The 19042-nt window shown below is 39.9% G+C and carries 12 protein-coding genes; 10 read left to right on the forward strand and 2 right to left on the reverse strand.

The features are described from left to right. Positions 1 to 58: 58 nt before the first annotated feature. The 6 genes from carA to MWU82_RS08550 all read left to right on the forward strand — a co-directional run bounded on the left by carA (position 59) and on the right by MWU82_RS08550 (position 7744). On the forward strand, positions 59 to 1171 hold the full coding sequence (gene carA, locus MWU82_RS08525) for a glutamine-hydrolyzing carbamoyl-phosphate synthase small subunit (RefSeq protein WP_215946042.1): 1113 nt from the start codon (positions 59 to 61) through the stop codon (positions 1169 to 1171). A gap of 120 nt (positions 1172 to 1291) precedes the next feature. Further along, entirely contained in the window at positions 1292 to 2584 is a 1293-nt protein-coding gene (gene eno, locus MWU82_RS08530; protein WP_215946041.1) for a phosphopyruvate hydratase, read from the forward strand. Positions 2585 to 2734: 150 nt separating this feature from the next. After that, a complete protein-coding gene (locus MWU82_RS08535; RefSeq protein WP_215946040.1) occupies positions 2735 to 4276 on the forward strand; it encodes a glycogen/starch synthase in 1542 nt (513 codons plus the stop codon). Between the two features lie 126 nt (positions 4277 to 4402). After that, complete coding sequence (locus tag MWU82_RS08540) at positions 4403 to 5686, forward strand: citrate synthase (protein ID WP_215946039.1); 1284 nt, start codon at positions 4403 to 4405, stop codon at positions 5684 to 5686. 101 nt (positions 5687 to 5787) lie between these two features. Further along, complete coding sequence (locus tag MWU82_RS08545) at positions 5788 to 6702, forward strand: arginine deiminase family protein (protein ID WP_215946038.1); 915 nt, start codon at positions 5788 to 5790, stop codon at positions 6700 to 6702. Between the two features lie 112 nt (positions 6703 to 6814). After that, positions 6815 to 7744: an arginine deiminase-related protein gene (locus MWU82_RS08550; RefSeq protein WP_215946037.1), complete on the forward strand. Its 930-nt coding sequence runs from the start codon at positions 6815 to 6817 to the stop codon at positions 7742 to 7744. A 7-nt stretch (positions 7745 to 7751) separates the two neighbouring features. Here the strand turns inward: MWU82_RS08550 and MWU82_RS08555 are convergent, their stop codons facing one another. Both MWU82_RS08555 and MWU82_RS08560 read right to left on the reverse strand, forming a co-directional pair. Then, complete coding sequence (locus MWU82_RS08555) at positions 7752 to 9296, reverse strand: BCCT family transporter (RefSeq protein WP_281502416.1); 1545 nt, start codon at positions 9294 to 9296, stop codon at positions 7752 to 7754. A gap of 50 nt (positions 9297 to 9346) precedes the next feature. Next, positions 9347 to 9772: a hypothetical protein gene (locus tag MWU82_RS08560; protein ID WP_215946036.1), complete on the reverse strand. Its 426-nt coding sequence runs from the start codon at positions 9770 to 9772 to the stop codon at positions 9347 to 9349. Positions 9773 to 9934: 162 nt separating this feature from the next. On the opposite strand from MWU82_RS08560, the gene argS reads away from it, so the two are divergent. The 4 genes from argS to MWU82_RS08580 all read left to right on the forward strand — a co-directional run bounded on the left by argS (position 9935) and on the right by MWU82_RS08580 (position 19031). Then, complete coding sequence (gene argS, locus MWU82_RS08565) at positions 9935 to 11719, forward strand: arginine--tRNA ligase (RefSeq protein WP_215946035.1); 1785 nt, start codon at positions 9935 to 9937, stop codon at positions 11717 to 11719. A 191-nt stretch (positions 11720 to 11910) separates the two neighbouring features. Next, positions 11911 to 14196, forward strand: coding sequence for a LamG-like jellyroll fold domain-containing protein (locus MWU82_RS08570; RefSeq protein ID WP_247096092.1), 2286 nt, complete (start codon positions 11911 to 11913; stop codon positions 14194 to 14196). Positions 14197 to 14340: 144 nt separating this feature from the next. After that, positions 14341 to 15609, forward strand: a complete 1269-nt coding sequence (locus MWU82_RS08575) for a Gfo/Idh/MocA family oxidoreductase (RefSeq protein ID WP_247096093.1) — start codon at positions 14341 to 14343, stop codon at positions 15607 to 15609. Between the two features lie 20 nt (positions 15610 to 15629). Beyond that, the gene (locus tag MWU82_RS08580; protein WP_247096094.1) at positions 15630 to 19031 is read left to right on the forward strand and encodes a DUF1080 domain-containing protein; all 3402 of its coding nucleotides are present in this window, start codon (positions 15630 to 15632) and stop codon (positions 19029 to 19031) included. Positions 19032 to 19042: the final 11 nt, after the last annotated feature.

The raw sequence follows: 19042 nt of genomic DNA on the forward strand, positions 1-19042 counted from the left end.
TAAAAGCTTATCCTTTTTTTATGTTATTTTTGCAAAACGAAAAATTGTAAGACCAAAAATGAAGTATCAAACAAGAAAAAAAGCAATACTGTTGCTTGCCGATGGGACCATTTTTCACGGAAAGGCCGTAGGGGATAAAGAAGGAACTGCCTTTGGAGAGGCTTGTTTTAACACTGGAATGACCGGTTATCAGGAAATATTTACAGATCCATCCTATTTTGGACAATTAATGGTAACCACAAACGCCCATATTGGGAATTATGGAGCCAATAACGAGGAGGTGGAATCCGATTCTGTGAAGATCTCAGGCTTGATATGTAAAAATTTTAGTTACAACTATTCTAGACCAGATGCGGACTCAAGTTTACAGGAATTTTTGGATAAAAATAATCTGTTTGCCATTTCCGATGTGGATACTAGGGCCTTGGTAGGTTATATCCGGGATAACGGTGCCATGAATGCCGTAATATCCACTGATGTGGATAATATTGAGGGGTTAAAAAAGAAGTTGGCAGAAGTGCCAAGTATGGAAGGCTTGGAGCTTGCTTCCAAAGTTTCTACCAAAGAACCATATTTCTACGGTGATAAGAATGCGAAATATAAAGTATCTGCCTTGGATATAGGAATTAAGAAAAATATTCTACGGAATTTGGCCAAAAGGGGCGCCTACATAAAAGTTTTTCCCTACAATACAAGTTTCAAGGAAATGAGTGCTTGGAATCCGGACGGTTATTTCATTTCCAATGGCCCCGGAGATCCGGATCCATTGAACGAGGCCATTGCATCTGCCAAAGAAATGATAAAATCGGATAAGCCATTGTTCGGTATATGTCTAGGGCATCAAGTGTTGGCATTGGCCAATGGGGTTTCTACCTATAAAATGCACAATGGGCATAGGGGTATAAACCACCCTGTAATGAATTTGGTTACAGGAAAGGGAGAAATCACTTCCCAAAATCACGGTTTTGCTATTAACCGGGAAGAGGCCGAGGCTAATCCCGATTTGGAGATAACCCATCTTCATCTAAATGACAATACGGTGGCGGGGATTAAAATGAAAGATAAGAACGTATTTTCTGTTCAATACCACCCTGAAGCAAGTCCAGGACCACATGATGCAGATTATCTGTTCGACCAATTTTTCGAAATGATCCAATCCACGGTAAACTAAAACGTTATAGTTTTATTTTATTGTTATCAAAGGGTCATTAAAGCCAATAATAGTGGGGTTAAAAGCACTTCCTTTGCTATATTTGCATAATAATTTAACTAAAAAATAAAAGATAGACATATGAGTATCATCCTAAGTGTTCATGCACGACAAATTTTGGATTCAAGAGGTAATCCAACAGTAGAGGTAGATGTAATTACCGAAAATGGAGTAATGGGAAGGGCAGCAGTTCCTTCAGGAGCTTCTACAGGTGAGCATGAAGCGGTTGAGCTTCGTGATGGAGGGAAAACATTCATGGGTAAAGGAGTAGTAAAGGCCGTTAACAACGTAAATACCGTTATTGCCGAGGAGATTCTGGGTATGTCCGTTTTTGAACAAAATTTGGTGGATCAAACCATGATAGATTTGGATGGTACGCCCAATAAATCGAAATTGGGTGCCAATGCCATTTTAGGTGTTTCCCTTGCAGTTGCCAAGGCAGCAGCCAATGAGTTGGGATTGTCCTTGTTTAGGTATGTGGGTGGTGTTAGTGCCAATACTTTGCCAGTACCAATGATGAATATAATTAATGGAGGTAGCCATTCTGATGCTCCTATTGCTTTTCAGGAATTTATGGTGATGCCGGTAAAGGCAAACAATTTTTCGCATGCCATGCAAATGGGTACGGAAATATTCCATAACCTAAAGAAAGTTTTGCACGATAGGGGGCTAAGTACAGCTGTTGGGGATGAAGGTGGATTTGCACCGAATCTTGCCGGCGGTACCGAGGATGCCTTGGATACTATTGCAAAAGCGGTTGAAAAGGCGGGATACAAATTAGGGGACGATGTAATGATCGCCTTGGATTGTGCTGCTGCAGAATTTTATGTGGATGGAAAATACGATTATACCAAGTTTGAAGGAGATAAGGGAGTAGTAAGAACTTCTGAGGAGCAGGCTCAATATTTGGCAGATTTAAGTGCCAAATATCCTATTATTTCCATTGAGGATGGTATGGATGAGAATGATTGGAAAGGCTGGAAGGCTTTGACAGATAAAATTGGGGATAAAGTACAATTGGTAGGCGATGATTTATTTGTGACCAACGTAGAGCGTTTGTCCAGAGGGATCAAAGAAGGTATTGCCAATTCCATCTTGATCAAGGTTAATCAGATAGGAACCTTAACAGAAACCATAGCAGCCGTTAATATGGCCAAGAACGCAGGGTATACATCCGTAATGTCTCACCGTTCAGGAGAAACTGAGGACAACACCATTGCCGATTTGGCAGTTGCCTTGAATACCGGTCAAATTAAAACCGGTTCGGCTTCCAGATCCGATAGAATGGCCAAATATAACCAATTGTTAAGGATAGAGGAAGAATTGGGGAGTACTGCATATTACCCAGGAGTACAAGCCTTCAAAATAAAATAATACAAAATTAAGGTCGTAAGAAAAGCCATTCTATGTAGAATGGCTTTTTTTTTTAAATATCATGGAGGTTTGTTTACTTATCAGAAATAAATAATTATATTATCCTACTTTTATTAGTATACCAATATATATAACCAAATTCTAGATTAAATGAATAACTTTCTATTTGTTGCTGCTGAGAATGACGGTATTCCAAAGTGTAAGGCCGGCGGTATGGGTGATGTGGTTAGGGATGTTCCTCGGCAGATTTCTGAAAGGGGGGACATGGCGCATGTAGTAGTACCTTCCTATTCAAGATTACATCAAAATGGAACCTTCATTACCAATCTTAATCTAAACCTACGGGGAATGGTCTATGTTGCAGAGCTGTACGAAGTACCCCCTAAAAAGGAGTTTGCAAATTTACATCATTACGTTATACATCACCCTGAAATTACTGCAGGGGAAATAGGACATATATATCACGACGATCCGGAAGAAGCTTTTTATACGGATAATATTAAGTTTACTATTTTTTGTACTGCCGTGGCAGAAGCTATAAAGGTGGGGGCATTTGGGGAATTGGATATTGTTCATATGCATGATTGGCATTCCAGTCTGGTTTTGTTTTTAAAAACCTACCATCCGGAATATCAGGCCTTAAAGAAAATGCGCTATGTCTATACCATTCATAATTTGGCCATTCAAGGTATTCGTCCCTTTTATAATAATTACTCTTCATTGGGAAATTGGTTTCCCAATTTGTCCTTAGATGAAAAGAAGTTGATGGACTATAGATACCAGGACTGTATTAACCTTATGGCTGTGGGTATCCGGTTGGCAGATGCCGTTCATACGGTATCCCCTTCTTATAAGGAAGATGTGCTTAGGCCTAGTAATCCGCCCGAATTTATTGGAGGTGAAGGTTTGGAAACGGATTTACAGGAAGCAAACAATCAAGGGAGGTTGTTCGGGATTCTCAATGGTTCCAACTACAAAAATATTCGCGCGGCAGAAAAGGGGTTGTTATATAGAAATACTGTTAAGGCACTATTTAGGTGGCTACAGGAGGAATCCAAGAAATACAAGGCCGATTTTCTAGCGCATACCGGAGAAAAGGTAATGGAATTTGTAACGGATAGGCCTAAATTTATAGTTTCAAGTGTGGCACGTTTAACCGAACAGAAATTCTATTTTTTTAAACGTTCGCCGGAAGCCTTTGTAGAGATTTTGAAAAGACTGAAGAAAGTGGATGGAATTTTTATGCTCTTGGGTACAGGTGCCCCTGAATATGAGGAACTATTTCGTCAGTTGAGCTATGAACATAAAAATTTTATTTTCACCAACGGTCAATCCGAAGATTTAATAGATTCCATTTACTTGGAGTCGGACCTGTATTTTATGCCCAGTTTATTTGAACCCTGTGGTATTAGCCAAATGTTGGCCATGCGTAACGGCAACCCATGCCTGGTACATAATACCGGTGGCTTGAGAGATACTGTGGAACACATGAAAACTGGATTTAGCTTCGACGGCAAGACCTATGATGATAAAATTAAAAATATGATCTTGGTACTTGATCAGGCTTTGGATGTTTTTGTAAATGACAAGCCAAAGTGGAAAGAGATTCAGGATAATGCCAAAAAGATGAGGTTTACTTGGGAAAAATCGGTAGATGATTACTACAAATATCTATATTCCATTAACCAATAGAATTGCATTTATATCCGGTTTTCAAAATATTTCATAATTATTCAATAAATAACAAAATCTTCAATTGTTAACCTTGGGTGTTTTTAGTATTTTTACGAACAATCGAATAAAACAGGAATTTAAGAAATGGCGAATAACGCAACATTAGAATACAACGGAAAGAAATTTGAATTTCCAGTTATAGAAGGTACCGAAAATGAGTTGGCTATAGATATCAAAACTATGAGAGCCGAGTCAGGAATGATAACGATAGACCCTGGGTTTAAGAATACGGGCTCTTGTGAGAGTGCCATTACTTTTCTGGATGGTGAAAAAGGAGTTTTAAGGTATCGAGGATATTCTATTGAGGAATTGGCGGAAAAGGCCGATTTCTTGGAAGTAGCCTATTTGTTGATTTTTGGAGCCTTGCCAAATCAAGATCAGTTGGATAAATTCCATCAGGATATAAAAGCTGAGTCCCATGTAGATGAGGAGATGAAGAAGATTTTGGATGGTTTTCCAAAATCGGCACATCCAATGGGTGTACTTTCCAGTTTAACCAGTGCCCTGATCGCCTTTAATCCAACCTCGGTAAACGTGTCCTCGGAAAAGGAAATGTATTGGGCCATTGTTAGGATTTTGGCCAAATTTCCTGTTTTGGTGGCATGGACCTTAAGAAAGAAAAAAGGTTTGCCCTTGGATTATGGGGACGACTCTTTGGGTTATGTTGAGAATATTCATAAAATGATGTTCAAAAAGCCTAACCAGGAATATAAAAAGAATAAGATCGTCATAGAGGCCTTGGATAAATTATTGATCTTGCATGCAGACCATGAGCAAAACTGTTCTACTTCTACCGTTCGTATTGTAGGATCCTCACATGCTGGATTATTTGCCTCTATTTCTGCAGGTATCTGTGCGCTTTGGGGACCGCTTCACGGAGGAGCTAATCAGGCGGTATTGGAAATGTTGGAGGCAATTGAGGCCGATGGCGGGGATACCAAAAAATATATGGCCAAGGCCAAGGACAAGAGCGATCCTTTTCGTTTAATGGGCTTTGGACATAGGGTATACAAGAATTTTGATCCAAGGGCAAAGATAATCAAGCAGGCTGCAGAGGAAGTTTTGGGAGATTTGGGTATAGATGATCCAATTTTGGATATCGCCAAAGGCTTGGCCAAGGAGGCCTTGGAGGATAAATATTTTGTAGATAGAAAATTATATCCCAACGTAGATTTTTACTCAGGAATAATATATAGGGCATTGAGTATACCTACCGAAATGTTTACCGTTATGTTTGCTTTGGGACGCTTACCGGGCTGGATTGCCCAATGGAGGGAAATGAGATTGAACAATGAGCCTATCGGTAGACCAAGACAGGTATATATTGGTGAGAAAAGCAGATCTTTTGTTCCTTTGGACAAGAGATAGATAGAAAACAAATTATTTGTGACTGCCCTTTGTGTTAAATATACAAAGGGCAGTTTTTATTTATCAAAATAAGTATTTCTATCTTTACCTAAAAAGCAGTTATGCTAAAGTTGAATGTACAGGATGAAACTTCGCGGTTAAGATCGGTGGTTCTTGGAACTGCCAAAAGCTGTGGACCCATTCCAAAACCTGAAGAGGCCTACGACCCCAAGTCATTGGAGCATATATTGGCCGGTACCTATCCTATGGAAGCGGATATGGTAAGGGAAATGGACGGTTTTGCCCAAGTATTTGCCAAATACGATGTTCAAGTGTTTAGGCCTAGGGTCTTAAAGGATTGCAATCAAATATTTTCTAGGGATATTGCTTTTGTTATAGATAATAAGTTGGTGAAAGCTAATATTCTTCCGGATAGGGAAAAGGAATTTCAAGCAATTAAATATGTGCTCAGTAAAATAGATGAGGATCAGATAATCTACCCGCCAAAGGAGGTTCATGTAGAAGGAGGCGATGTTATGCCGTGGGGAGAGTATATTTTTATGGGTACTTATACGGGGGCTGACTACGCTGATTATATTACGGCCCGTACCAATAAAGAGGCGGTGGAATTTATTGCCAATCAATTCCCAAATAAAAAGGTAAAGGCTTTTGAACTTAGAAAGTCGAATACCAATGCCAGGGAAAATGCCCTGCATTTGGACTGTTGTTTTCAGCCCGTAGGAAAAAATAAGGCCATTTTGCATAAGAATGGATTTTTAAGGGAAGAGGAGTATCAATGGCTGTTGGATTTTTTTGGAAGCGACAATGTTTTTGAGATCAGCAAGGAAGAGATGTATAATATGGTGAGCAACGTTTTTTCCATATCCCCCAGTGTAGTGGTCTCTGAGCGTAATTTTACCAGATTGAATAACTGGTTGCGCGAACACGGTTTTACGGTCGAGGAAATAGCATATGCCGAGATAGCTAAACAAGAAGGACTTTTAAGGTGTAGCACCTTGCCCTTGGTAAGGGACTAATGTATTTCTATTTTTCACATACTAGTCCATACTGGGAAATAAATGAATTAATTTTGCACAAATTTAAAGCGAGAAGGCTTTGTAATACCCAATTTGAAAAGTGACGAATAAAATGCAAATTACAAATACCATTTTGATGGTGCGCCCAGTGAATTTTCGAATGAACGAGCAAACCGCAGTAAACAACTATTTTCAGGAGGACCTCGATTTAAAAAACCAGGAAATAAATGTGAAGGCACAGGAGGAGTTTGATGCTTTTGTACTGGAGTTAAGGGAAAAGGGGGTAAATGTTATTGTTGTAGATGACAAGAAGGATTTGGATACTCCAGATTCCATATTTCCCAATAATTGGGTTTCCTTCCATGCCGATGGAACAGTAGGGCTTTATCCTATGTTTGCTGAGAATAGAAGAAATGAAAGAAGGGAAGATATTCTTGCTCTTTTGGAGCAGAGGGGGTTTGTTATAGAAAATCTAATGGATTATACCTCGGCTGAGGAAGAGGGCGTTTTTTTGGAAGGAACGGGCAGTGTTGTGTTGGATAGGGTAAATGAGAAGGCTTATTGCGCTCTGTCGGATAGGGCGGATGAGGATTTGTTTATAGAGTTTTGTGAGGATTTTGAGTATACCCCTATCGTATTTACGGCCAATCAATCTGTGGCAGGTACCCGAAAACCTATTTATCATACCAATGTAATGATGTGTTTGGCAGAAACATTTGCCGTTATCTGTTTGGATTCCATCGACGATAAAAAGGAAAAGAAGAATGTAGTGAACCACTTAAAACAGGATGGTAAGGAGATTATTTCCATTTCGGAAAAGCAAATGCACCATTTTGCAGGGAATATGCTACAAGTTTTAGGAATGGGTGAAAAACGATATTTGGCAATGAGCACGGCGGCATACAATAGTTTAAAGCCACAACAGATTCAAACGATAGAGAAGCATTGTGCCATTATCCATAGTCCTTTGGATACCATTGAAACCTGCGGTGGTGGAAGTGCACGTTGTATGATGGCCGAGGTGTTTCTGCCCAAAGAATAATAGTTTCCTATTTTTTGCCGATCAAAGGATAACTCTTATGGTACCTCAATAGCTCCTTGACAAATACCAGGGCCATAAATACCATGAAAAAGGCAAAGGGAAGCGAAGTTATAATCAGTAACTTTTGGGCGGCAATCAATATGTCTACCTCTGGTTTGGCATTGCCCAATAGAATTAGGGCAATCGTTGCCAAAAAGATAAACAGGGACCAAATTAAGCGATGTTTTTTGCTGGGGTCTTTTTTGCCCCTGTCCGAAAACATACTCAATACAAAAACAGCAGAGTCCACGGAGGTTACCAAAAAACCTATCAGCAATAATATGGTGGTAATATTTAGGAATGTGGAAAAAGGATAGTTCCCAAAGAATACAAAAATAGAGGAAAACACTCCGTCAAATTCGTTGTTATAGCTTCCCCATCCCTCAATAAGTTGGAAGGCCGAGGTGCCAAATACTGAAAACCAAAAAAAGGTGCCCATGCTGGGGATAATCAAAACACCCAATAATAGCTGTCTTAGGCTGCGCCCTTTGGAGATCCGGGCAATAAAAATTCCTGTAAAAGGTGCCCATGCCAACCAAAATGCCCAATAATAGAAAGTCCAGTCGGTAAGAAAGGTTAATCCAGGGTCGTAACTGCCATAGGCTAGGCTCATGGGGATAAAGTCCATTATATAATGAAAGCTGGCCTCTAAAAAATTACCAACTACCTTAAGAATATCACTTTGGAAAAAAGTAAAAAATAGTACGGCCAGGGTAATAAGAATATTGATTTTTGAGAGTACCTGAATGCCTTTGTTAACTCCTTTCCATGCAGAATAAAAGGCCAATGCCGAAATAACGGTGGTTAGGAATAAGGTAGTGACCAAGCCGAAATTTGAGGAGGTAATGTGGATCAGCCCACCATTAATTTGGGTTGTCCCAAGGCCTATTGCGGCAATCAGGCCAAACACCGTGGTCATAATGGTGAGCACGTCAATACCTGTTCTAGCTGCTTTATTGTGTAATATATCCTCTATAGTTGAGCTGATCAATACTTTTTTCTTTCTTACAAAAAGATAATAACCTATGGTCATGGCAAAAAGTCCATAAAACGCCCATGCTGTAAACCCCCATTGATAAAAAGTAAATTCCAAGGCTAGGATATCTGACGGTAAATCTGAAAGGTAGGGAGGATTCTGTTGCATGAAAACGGGTTCCTGTACTGCCCTGAGCAAAATTCCAGCCCCCATTCCTGCACTATAAAGCATGGCTGTCCATGCCCAAATGGTAAACTCGGGTTTTTCATTTTTCTTGCCCAGTTTTATTTTTCCCAAAGGGGATAGTGCTATAGCCACTAATAGAAGCACACATCCCAAACCAAGATATAAATAGAAATAACCAAAATAGTTTCTTACCCAAATGGAGGCTATTTCAATGGCATTATAGGTTTCCTCGGTAGCGATAAAGACAATCAATGTAGATATCAAAAGGATTCCGATAGAGACGGAAAGTAATGGGTTTTTACGATAAGAATTAAATATTTTGATAATACCGGTTTTAATACAAGGTAACAAAAAGCTTCATTGTTTTATAGGTTGGCTTTTGGTATTTATTCTATGAGTTGTTAGAGGTCCTCTATATTGGTAGGCGCATTGTCCGCCCTATGTCCCAATAATTTTGTAAAAAATTTCTGGATCGCCTTGGTGTCAGATTTTATTTTGATGAAATACTGGTCCCTGTATATAGTATATAGGCCAAGATCGGTTTTGTACAGGGTAAACTTATAGTATGGAATAATAAGCCCAAAGGTCTCGAGTAGGGACCTAAAGCGAATTATGATCCCTTTGGGCCGTAATTCAATATTGCAGGTGTTGGTATTGTTGTCCAGGATCAATAGATTTTTAATTTCTATACTACTGTCAACGATGAATAATTTGGGAGATCCAATGCCGTCCAAGGCAAAGCGTTCTTTTAAGGTAAAAGGTTTGCCTACCTCTTCATCAATTTTTCTTGTAATTTCTTTATTGTTATAGGAAACGTTCAGCAACATAAACTTTATGGATATCCAGATTAAAACATCATCTTATGGTAATTTGCACCACATAGAAATATAAAGTTAAAAAAATCTTCCCTCTTTATAGTCTACTTATCCCTAACAATAAGGGGAAAGAATAAAAAATGCTTAATTTTGCAGCCGTAAACGCCGAAATTAATGAACATTCAAGAAGTCCTAAGCCAAAAGGTAAAAGAAGCCGTTACCTCTATTTTTAAAGTTGAATTGCCAACGGTAGAATTTCAACCTACTCGAAAAGATTTTGCGGGCGATATTACTGCGGTTATTTTTCCCATGTTGCGATTTGTAAAGGGAAATCCGGTACAAATTGGTGAACAAATAGGACAGTTCCTAAAAGAGGAAGTGGAAGAGGTGACCGATTTCAATGTGGTCAAAGGATTTTTGAATATTACCATTAGCAATGAATATTACCTCGATTTTTTTGAAGGAATAAGGAATCTGCAAGATTTTGGTTTTGTTTCCCAAAGTACTAATGAGGCCATAATGGTGGAATATTCGTCCCCCAATACCAATAAACCTCTGCATTTGGGACATGTCCGAAACAATTTATTGGGATATTCCGTGGCAGAAATCCTAAAGGCTTCAGGGAAGAAGGTCTATAAGACCCAGATCATTAACGACAGGGGGATACACATTTGTAAAAGTATGCTTGCCTGGCAACGCTTTGGCAATGGGGAAACTCCGGAGAGTACGGGGCTAAAGGGTGATAAATTGGTGGGGAACTATTACGTAGCTTTTGACAAGGCCTATAAGGCCGAAATTGCTACCATGATATCTAATGGTGTTGATGGAAAAGTCGCAGAAAAAGAGGCACCTATCTTATTGGAAGCTCAGGAAATGCTGAGAAAATGGGAGGCCGGCGATGAAGAGGTGGTAGGTCTATGGAAGACAATGAACCAATGGGTATATGATGGTTTTGAGATAACCTACAAAAACATGGGAGTTGACTTTGATCAACTGTATTACGAGAGCAACACCTATTTGTTGGGCAAAGACTTTGTGGAGGATGGATTGCAAAGGGGAATATTTTATAAAAAGGAAGATGGCAGTGTTTGGATAGACCTAACGGACGAGGGTCTGGATGAAAAAATTGTACTCCGTTCAGATGGTACGGCAGTGTATATGACCCAGGATATTGGTACTGCCATACAAAGGGTAAAGGATAACCCAGATGTGAAAGGTATGGTCTATACCGTTGGCAATGAACAGGATTACCACTTTAAAGTATTGTTCCTCATTTTGCAGAAGTTGGGCTTTTCGTGGGCCGAAAAACTGTATCACTTAAGTTACGGCATGGTAGATCTGCCCAGTGGAAAAATGAAGAGTAGGGAAGGTACTGTAGTGGATGCCGATGAATTAATGGATGATATGAGCCAAACTGCCGCTGATATTTCCGAGGAATTGGGCAAGTTGGAAGATTACTCCCAAGAAGAGAAACAAGAGCTTTATAAAATTATAGGACTGGGCGCCTTAAAGTATTACATTCTTAAGGTGGATCCCAAAAAGAGAATTTTGTTCAATCCGGAGGAGTCTGTGGATTTTCAAGGAAATACCGGGCCTTTTATTCAGTATACTTATGCCAGGATCCAATCTATTTTGAGAAAGGCGGAAGAATTGGAACAGAACCTGAACAGCTCTCAAAAGTTGACGGATTTACACGAGAAAGAGAAAGAATTGTTGAAACAATTGCAGTTGTTTCCAGAAACTATCCAATTGGCGGCCGATAACTATAGTCCGGCTCTAATTGCCAATTATACTTATGATTTGGTGAAGGAGTTTAATTCCTTTTATCAAAATGTTTCCATTTTAGGGGAGCAAGATCAGAGCAAAAAAATATTCAGGGTTCAATTGGCTAAAAAGGTTAGCGAGGTTATAAAATCGGCCTTCGGACTTTTGGGGATACAGGTGCCGGATAGGATGTAGGCAGGTCATAGCCTTTGTATGGGATGGCATTCTAGGTGTTAAAATTAAATTGTTCGGTACAGATATACTTCGGATAATTTCCACGGACGAAATTTTATTTATTCTTAGTAAATTGCGTAGTTGATACAAATGCCCTATACGGGATTATTACGTAAATGTTGCAAAGAAGTATAATTTCTAAATGTTGTTTGTTGTTTTTACTTCTATTGTTGAAAGTGGGAACCGCACAGGAATATCAACTTCTTTCCGAAGAGGATAGATGGGATATACGTCTACATTCCCATATTTTGATCGATATTGATCAAATTACAAGTAATGATTTACCTTTTCTGCTTAATGGTAAAACTACCATAGCTCTCTATATTTCGGACTATCAGGAGAATTACAATCCTCTTTTGGAACAATTGGCGAAAAAAAATGATTCGCTCATATTACTGACCGATAAGGTTTTTGAAAAAGACTTCCTTTCTCAATCTTGGGTTCCGCAGATACCAGTACAAAAGGTAGAGACTATTCAATTGGATGCATTGGCCAGTGGTAAAGAGGCCTCCAAATTTGATACCGCAAAGGAACTGGGGGAGGTGAGGGTGTTGGATAAGGAATTTTTAAAGGATAGTGTTTTTACGGATATTTGGAAGCGTTCCGGAAAAATGCCCAATTTCATTCATATTGATCCCGAGTTGTTCGCTAAAGCAGATAGCCTTGTCTTCGACCTAAATAAAAAAAGCAGGATATTTGGAACAGTAAGGTCCAAGTCTGGTTTGTTGAATGGGGTTAGCTTCAAAAATCATAGGAACCTTGTTGTAAACGGACATTTTAGCCTTCCAATAGATCTAAATGAAAACTTGCCCGTGTTTATTCCGCACAAAGCGGGCTATTATTTCTCACCCGATATCATTTATACCACCCCGGAAAATAGTGGTAATCTTAAGGAATTTATTGGTTTTCCCTTGGATTTTGAATACGGTCTAACAGACCATTTTACCTTTGGCACGGCAATTAAGAATACCACTAGGAAAAACGACAAGGAACTTATCGTTAATAATGTAAAGATTCAAGAAGATGAGGTGCATGGAAAGGTGGGTTATTTTAATGAGGGGGCTTATGTGGATGCAGGATTGGACAGTAGGACGGCCTTGGAGGGTAGTTTTACCATCTTGGCTTGGGTTAAGCCAACTGTTCTAACGAGCAACAACAGTATATTGGGGAAGGGGGATAACTTTGTTTTAAAGTTGCACGAAGGCCTATTGACCTTTACCATGGCGGATATAAAAGATTATATATCACAGACGTCTCCAGTGCCATTAAATGAATGGACCCATGTGGCTCTGGTGCACTCCAAAGTGAACGATGAACTTTTGTTCTTTGTGAATGGGGTGCAGACGGATAAGATCAAGCTAATTGAGGACTATGATACCTCCGATTATAATATTGTAATAGGAAGTAATTTATGGCAAGAATTTTTTATAGGATACTTGTCAAATATTAAAATATGGAAACGTGAACTTAATGCGAATGAAATTGCCAAGGAATACCAAAAAATAGAAGTGAACTATGCTGTGGTATCATCCCTGTATGTAAAAGTAGGAATAGCTATTGCTGCATTTTTAATTATTTTCTTGGCGCTTAAATTCTGGAAGAAAGGATTAATCAGGGCAAAGTTGTCGCCGGTACCCGAAGAACCGGTAAAAAAACATCACAACAGGGACCAGAAGTGTTTAATTAATGCAGCTGAAAAAATACTTTGTTTTGGAACCCTGCGCATTATAAATTCTGAAGGTGTTGATATTGCCAAAAAATTGTCCCCCAAGTTAAAACAGCTATTTGTTATTGTCTTATTGCATAGTATTGGCGACAAGGATGGAATTAGCACCAAAAAACTTACCGAGGCACTTTGGCCGGGGATGAGCCCAAAGAATGCCAAGAATACCAGAGGGACCAATATACAGAACCTTAGGGCCATTTTGTCCGAAGCCAAAGAAATGAATTTGACATTTCGGGACAAAAGTTGGTATCTGGATATCGGAAAAAATTGTTTTTGTGATTATCAGGAGGTTTTGAATTATTTGAACGATTTGGGTAGAAGTGATATAGCGGTTGCTTATTTGGAAGAGCAATTACCGCAAATGTTCTCTATATTAAAGGCAGATAGATTTTTCGTAAACATGAGTGATTCATGGTTGGATCCCATAGTTGAAAATATGAGCAATAGAATCATAGAATTCTGTTATGATATTTCAAAAATACTGGATCTGGATAGGCATAGCACTTTAATGTACGACTTGGCATCCGTTATGTATATCTACGATGATTTAAATGAGCATGCGTTACAGATCAAATTGCAAATTCTTATTAGGCAGGGAAAATTAAGTTTGGCGCATACTGCTTACGACAATTTTGCCAAGCTTTATGAAAAGATTTATGGAGAGGTTTATACCGTTAAATTTGAGGATATGGTGGTTAATAACCCCTTATAGCACCCATGGATATTTAAAAATAATTATATAATTCGCCTTTTTTCAATTTTATTACCCCAAATATTACCCCCTTTTTTACGCATTGCAGTTTTTCTTTGTGGGTTTAAATATTGAAACTTCAAATAATTAATAGAATAAGCATAGATGGAGAAAAAATCAACCAGCCGTAGGGATTTTGTTAGAAAGTCGCTAGTGGCAGCTGCAGGAATCAGTATAATTCCAAGACATGTCATGGGAGGGACGAATTTTATTCCGCCTAGCGATCAACTGACCAAGGCCGTAATAGGTGTTGGGGGCATGGGCCAAGGACATTTGGATTATGAAGGAACAAGGCTATTGGCAATTTGTGACGCTGATGCCAATCACTTGTCCAGTACCCTACAAAAAGTGGGAAGTGGTGTAAAAGGATACCGCGACTTTAGGGAAGTTTTGCAGAGACCGGATGTGGATATTGTACATATAGCCACTCCTCCCCATTGGCATGGTCTTATGTCTATAATGGCTGCGGAAGCAGGAAAGGATGTTTGGTGCGAAAAGCCGATGACAAGGACCATTGGTGAAGGTAAAAAAGTAGTGGAGGCCATGCAACAGCACGGCAAGATGTTCCGCTTAAATACCTGGTTCCGTTTTAAGGATAATTTTTATGGAATGGGTACTCCGGTAAAAAAGTTGAAGAAGGTAGTGGATAGTGGTGCCCTAGGGTGGCCGCTAAAAGTGACCATTAGCGGGGTTACTGGATTTAATTGGAAATTCTATTGGGTTGGTAAGGAAAATTTAACGCCTCAACCCGTGCCTGCAGAATTGGACTATAATATGTGGCTAGGGCCGGCACCGGAAAAGCCTTATCATCCACATAGGGTACACGGTACCTTTAGAGGGTATTGGGACTACGATGGTGGTGGATTGGGAGATATGGGCCAGCACTATATTGATCCGGTACAATACTTTTTAGGAAAAGATAACACCAGTCCGGTTAAGGTTGAGGTAGATGCACCGGAGCAGCACTATGATGCCATAGGTACCTGGAGAAGAATTACCTATACCTATGCCGATGGTTGTCAGATTATTCTCGATGGTGAAAACAGGGATAAGGATGCCGCATATATTGAAGGGCCCAACGGGAAAGTATATAACGGATTTAAATCTACCATCCCCAATATAGAGGGCTTGATCAATAGTATACCTGATCCAGAGGAGCAGATCACCGTTTTCTCGGAATCGGTAAAAACTAGACAGAAATTTGCACTTAACGAAGAGAATGGCCACCGTTCCGCAACGGTTGTGAACATGGGTATTATAGCCTTGAGATTGGGTCGTACCTTGGAGTTTGATCCTGTAAAACAGGAGTTTATCAATGATGAGGAAGCCAATCGATTAATAGATCAACCAATGAGGTCCTCTTGGGCTTATTAACCAAATACTAGAATTATAAAATGAATACATTATATAAAAACATAGGTGTGCTAATGCTATTTATGGGCACACTTGCCATTAGTGCACAGGACAATAGAACCTTGGACACCAAGGTAGCCGATATTTTGATGCAGTTGCCAACGGAAGATCTTGATCATTCAGATCGCTTAATGCAGGAAATAATCGACTTGGGTGGGGATGGGATCCTAAAAATTACGGATAAGCTTGTGCCGCTAGGGAGCGGGGATGACACCAAGGCCAGGTATGCCATCCAGAGTGTGGCCATTTACAGTGGCGGCGAAGAACCTCTAATTCAGAACGGTGTAGTTGAAAATGCCTTGTTAAAGGCGCTGGGGTCTGCCTCCAACGATGAGGTAAAGACCTTTTTAATGGACCGATTAATTTACGTTGGAACAGATGTAAGCGTTCCGGTTTTAAGCAAGTATCTGTCCAATAATGACCTGTTTAAGCCTGCATTGGCCGCTTTAACGGCCATAGGCACAACAGACGCCTCCTTGGCTATTCTTGAAGCTACAGAGCTCGGGGATGTGAAAAAGCAAGCTGCTTTTGTAGAGGCTTTGGGAGCCTTGCAATTTGCTCCTGCCGAAGAAGTATTGAAAGCTAAGGTGAACTCATCGTCAAAAACAGTTCAACAAAGAGCTTTGATGGCTTTGGCCGAAATAGGAAGTCCAACTTCATACGAGGTATTGGAAAAGGCTGTAGCCAGCTCCAATTATCAATTGGACGACACCAAAAGTATTATAGCCTTTATTCACTATGGCAATAAACTGCAAAAGAAAGGCAATAAAGGCTTAAGTAACACCGTGGCCAACGCTTTGCTTAAAAATTGCAAGCTGGATGACCAATTACATTATCGATCTGCGGGAATTCATATGTTGAGTGCCAATGAAGGCACTGCCTTTACCAAGACTTTGTTGAAGGAATCCAAGAACAGCAATAAGAATTATGTTGGTGCCGTATTGGATGCCGCTGGTTCCGATCTTACATCCACTGAGGTTTCACTTTGGGTAAAACAGTATAAGAAGTCATCTACTGAAATTAAGCCGCTTATAATAAGAATGCTCAGTAAAAGTGATGGCGCAGTTGTTTTTGATAAGGTTATTTTGAAGGCAGTGGAAGACAAGGATGTTTCTGTACGTGAGGCCGGAATAAAATCATTATCCTATCAAGATAAGAACAAGGCCTTGCCGGTATTGTTCAACAGTTTAAAATTGGCTACTTCCCCTGAGGAATATAGTGCTGTGGAGGAAACCTTATTGAGATTGTGCGATGCCAAGGATAGTGGGGTATTAGCAGGTCAGCTACCCAATGTAAATGAGGCTGGCAAGGAAGTATTGGTCAATGTTTTGGCGGCCAGAAACGCAACGGATCAATTTGGTACGCTGGTAGCGTATATCGAATCAGGAAGTGAAAATGTTGCTGGTGCGGTATACAAGGCTTTGCCCTCTATTTCAACAGAGAAGGATTTTTCCACTTTAATAAGTCTATTGAACAAGACCGATAAGTCCGAAAACATAAAAAATGCACAGCAGGCCATATTGAGCATTCTGGATGAAAGTAATGGCAAATATGCGGATGCTGTGTTCAAGGAGTATAAAATGGCTGCGGATAAGTCAAAATTATTACCTGTATTGGCTTCTTTAAGTAACCAGGAGGCATTGGAATTAGTTTCCCAAAGACTTTCTACAGGTAATGATAGTGAGAAAATGATAGCATTGGATGCCTTGTCCAGCTGGAAAAACAATGATGCATTGCCATATCTATTTAAGACGGCCACGGCTAGTTCTGATGCCGCTATCAGGAAAAATGCGTTTAACAACTATCTGGCCAAGGTTAGAAAATCTGATTACCCTGCTGACCAGAAGTTGCTTTTGGTGAGGAAGTTGATGCCCGAAGCCAAAACTATCGAAGAAAAGAAACAAGTACTTTCTGCAGCACGGACTATAAAAACCTTTCTTTCCCTGATTTTTGTATCGGACTATTTAGATGACCAAGATTTGTTGACAACGGCATCAAATGTGGCCATTGCCATTGCTTTGCCTACTCCGGGTAAACAAGATGGTTTAAGCGGTGAAGTGGTTAGGGATATTGTCTCTAGAAGTATCGACAACCTTACAGGTCCCGATAGTCAGTATATAAAAATAGATGTAAAGGAATTTTTGGATAAAATGCCCAATGAAAAAGGCTTTGTGTCGATCTTTAATGGCAAGGACTTTACAGGATGGGAAGGTTTGGTGCAAAATCCAATAGCCCGTTCCAAAATGTCCTCAAGAAAATTGGCAGCGGAACAAGCCAAGGCCAATGAGCAAATGATGAAGGATTGGTATATAGAAAACGGTGTTATCGGTTTTAAAGGGGAAGGATATAATAATATCTGTACGGTAAAGGATTATGGCGATTTTGAAATGATCGTGGATTGGAAGATTACCAATGGCGGTGACAGCGGTATTTATCTTAGAGGTACACCTCAGGTTCAAATATGGGACATTGCCAGAGTAGATGCTGGTGCCCAAGTGGGTTCAGGTGGTTTGTACAACAACCAGAAACATGAGAGCAAACCGTTACAGGTGGCCGATAACCCCATAGATGAATGGAATACTTTTAGAATTAAAATGGTAGGTGAGCGCGTTACGGTACACTTAAATGGAGTCTTGGTAACGGATAATGTGGTTTTGGAAAACTATTGGGATCGCAAGCAGGCTATTTTTGCCAAAGAGGCTATTGAATTGCAGGCCCATGGGGAAGACCTGGGCTTTAGGAATATTTATGTAAGGGAAATAGGTTCTGGTGATGATCAGTTGACCGAGGAAGAAAAGAAGGAAGGTTTTAAATCCTTGTTGAATGGTAAGGATCTAGATCATTGGGTAGGAAATAAGACGGATTATATCATGGAAAACAATGAGCTTTTGGTACGCCCTAAAAGAGGTGGACATGGCAACTTGTTTACAGCTGAAGAATATTCGGATTTCATTTTCAGATTTGATTTTAAATTAACCCCTGGCGCCAATAACGGTTTGGGTATTCATGCTCCCTTAAAGGGTGATGCCGCCTATGAAGGTAAAGAATTGCAGATTTTGGACGATACAGCTGAAATATACGCCAATCTAAAACCTTACCAATATCATGGGTCTGTATACGGAATTATTGCGGCCAAAAGAGGTGCCCTGAACCCGGTAGGGGAGTGGAATTCACAAGAAGTAATCGTTAAGGGGAATCATGTAAAAATAACCTTGAACGGCACTGTCATTGTGGATGGAGATTGGAAAGAAGCGTCCAAGAACGGGACGGCAGACCATAAGGATCACCCAGGCCTGGAAAGGAATACAGGTCATATTGGTTTCTTGGGCCATGGTGCAGAATTGGCCTTTAGAAATATTAGAATTAAGGATTTGAGCAAATAATTTGATTGATT

It is taken from the genome of Arenibacter sp. S6351L, assembly GCF_023016025.1.
GTDB classification, from domain to species: domain Bacteria; phylum Bacteroidota; class Bacteroidia; order Flavobacteriales; family Flavobacteriaceae; genus Arenibacter; species Arenibacter algicola_B.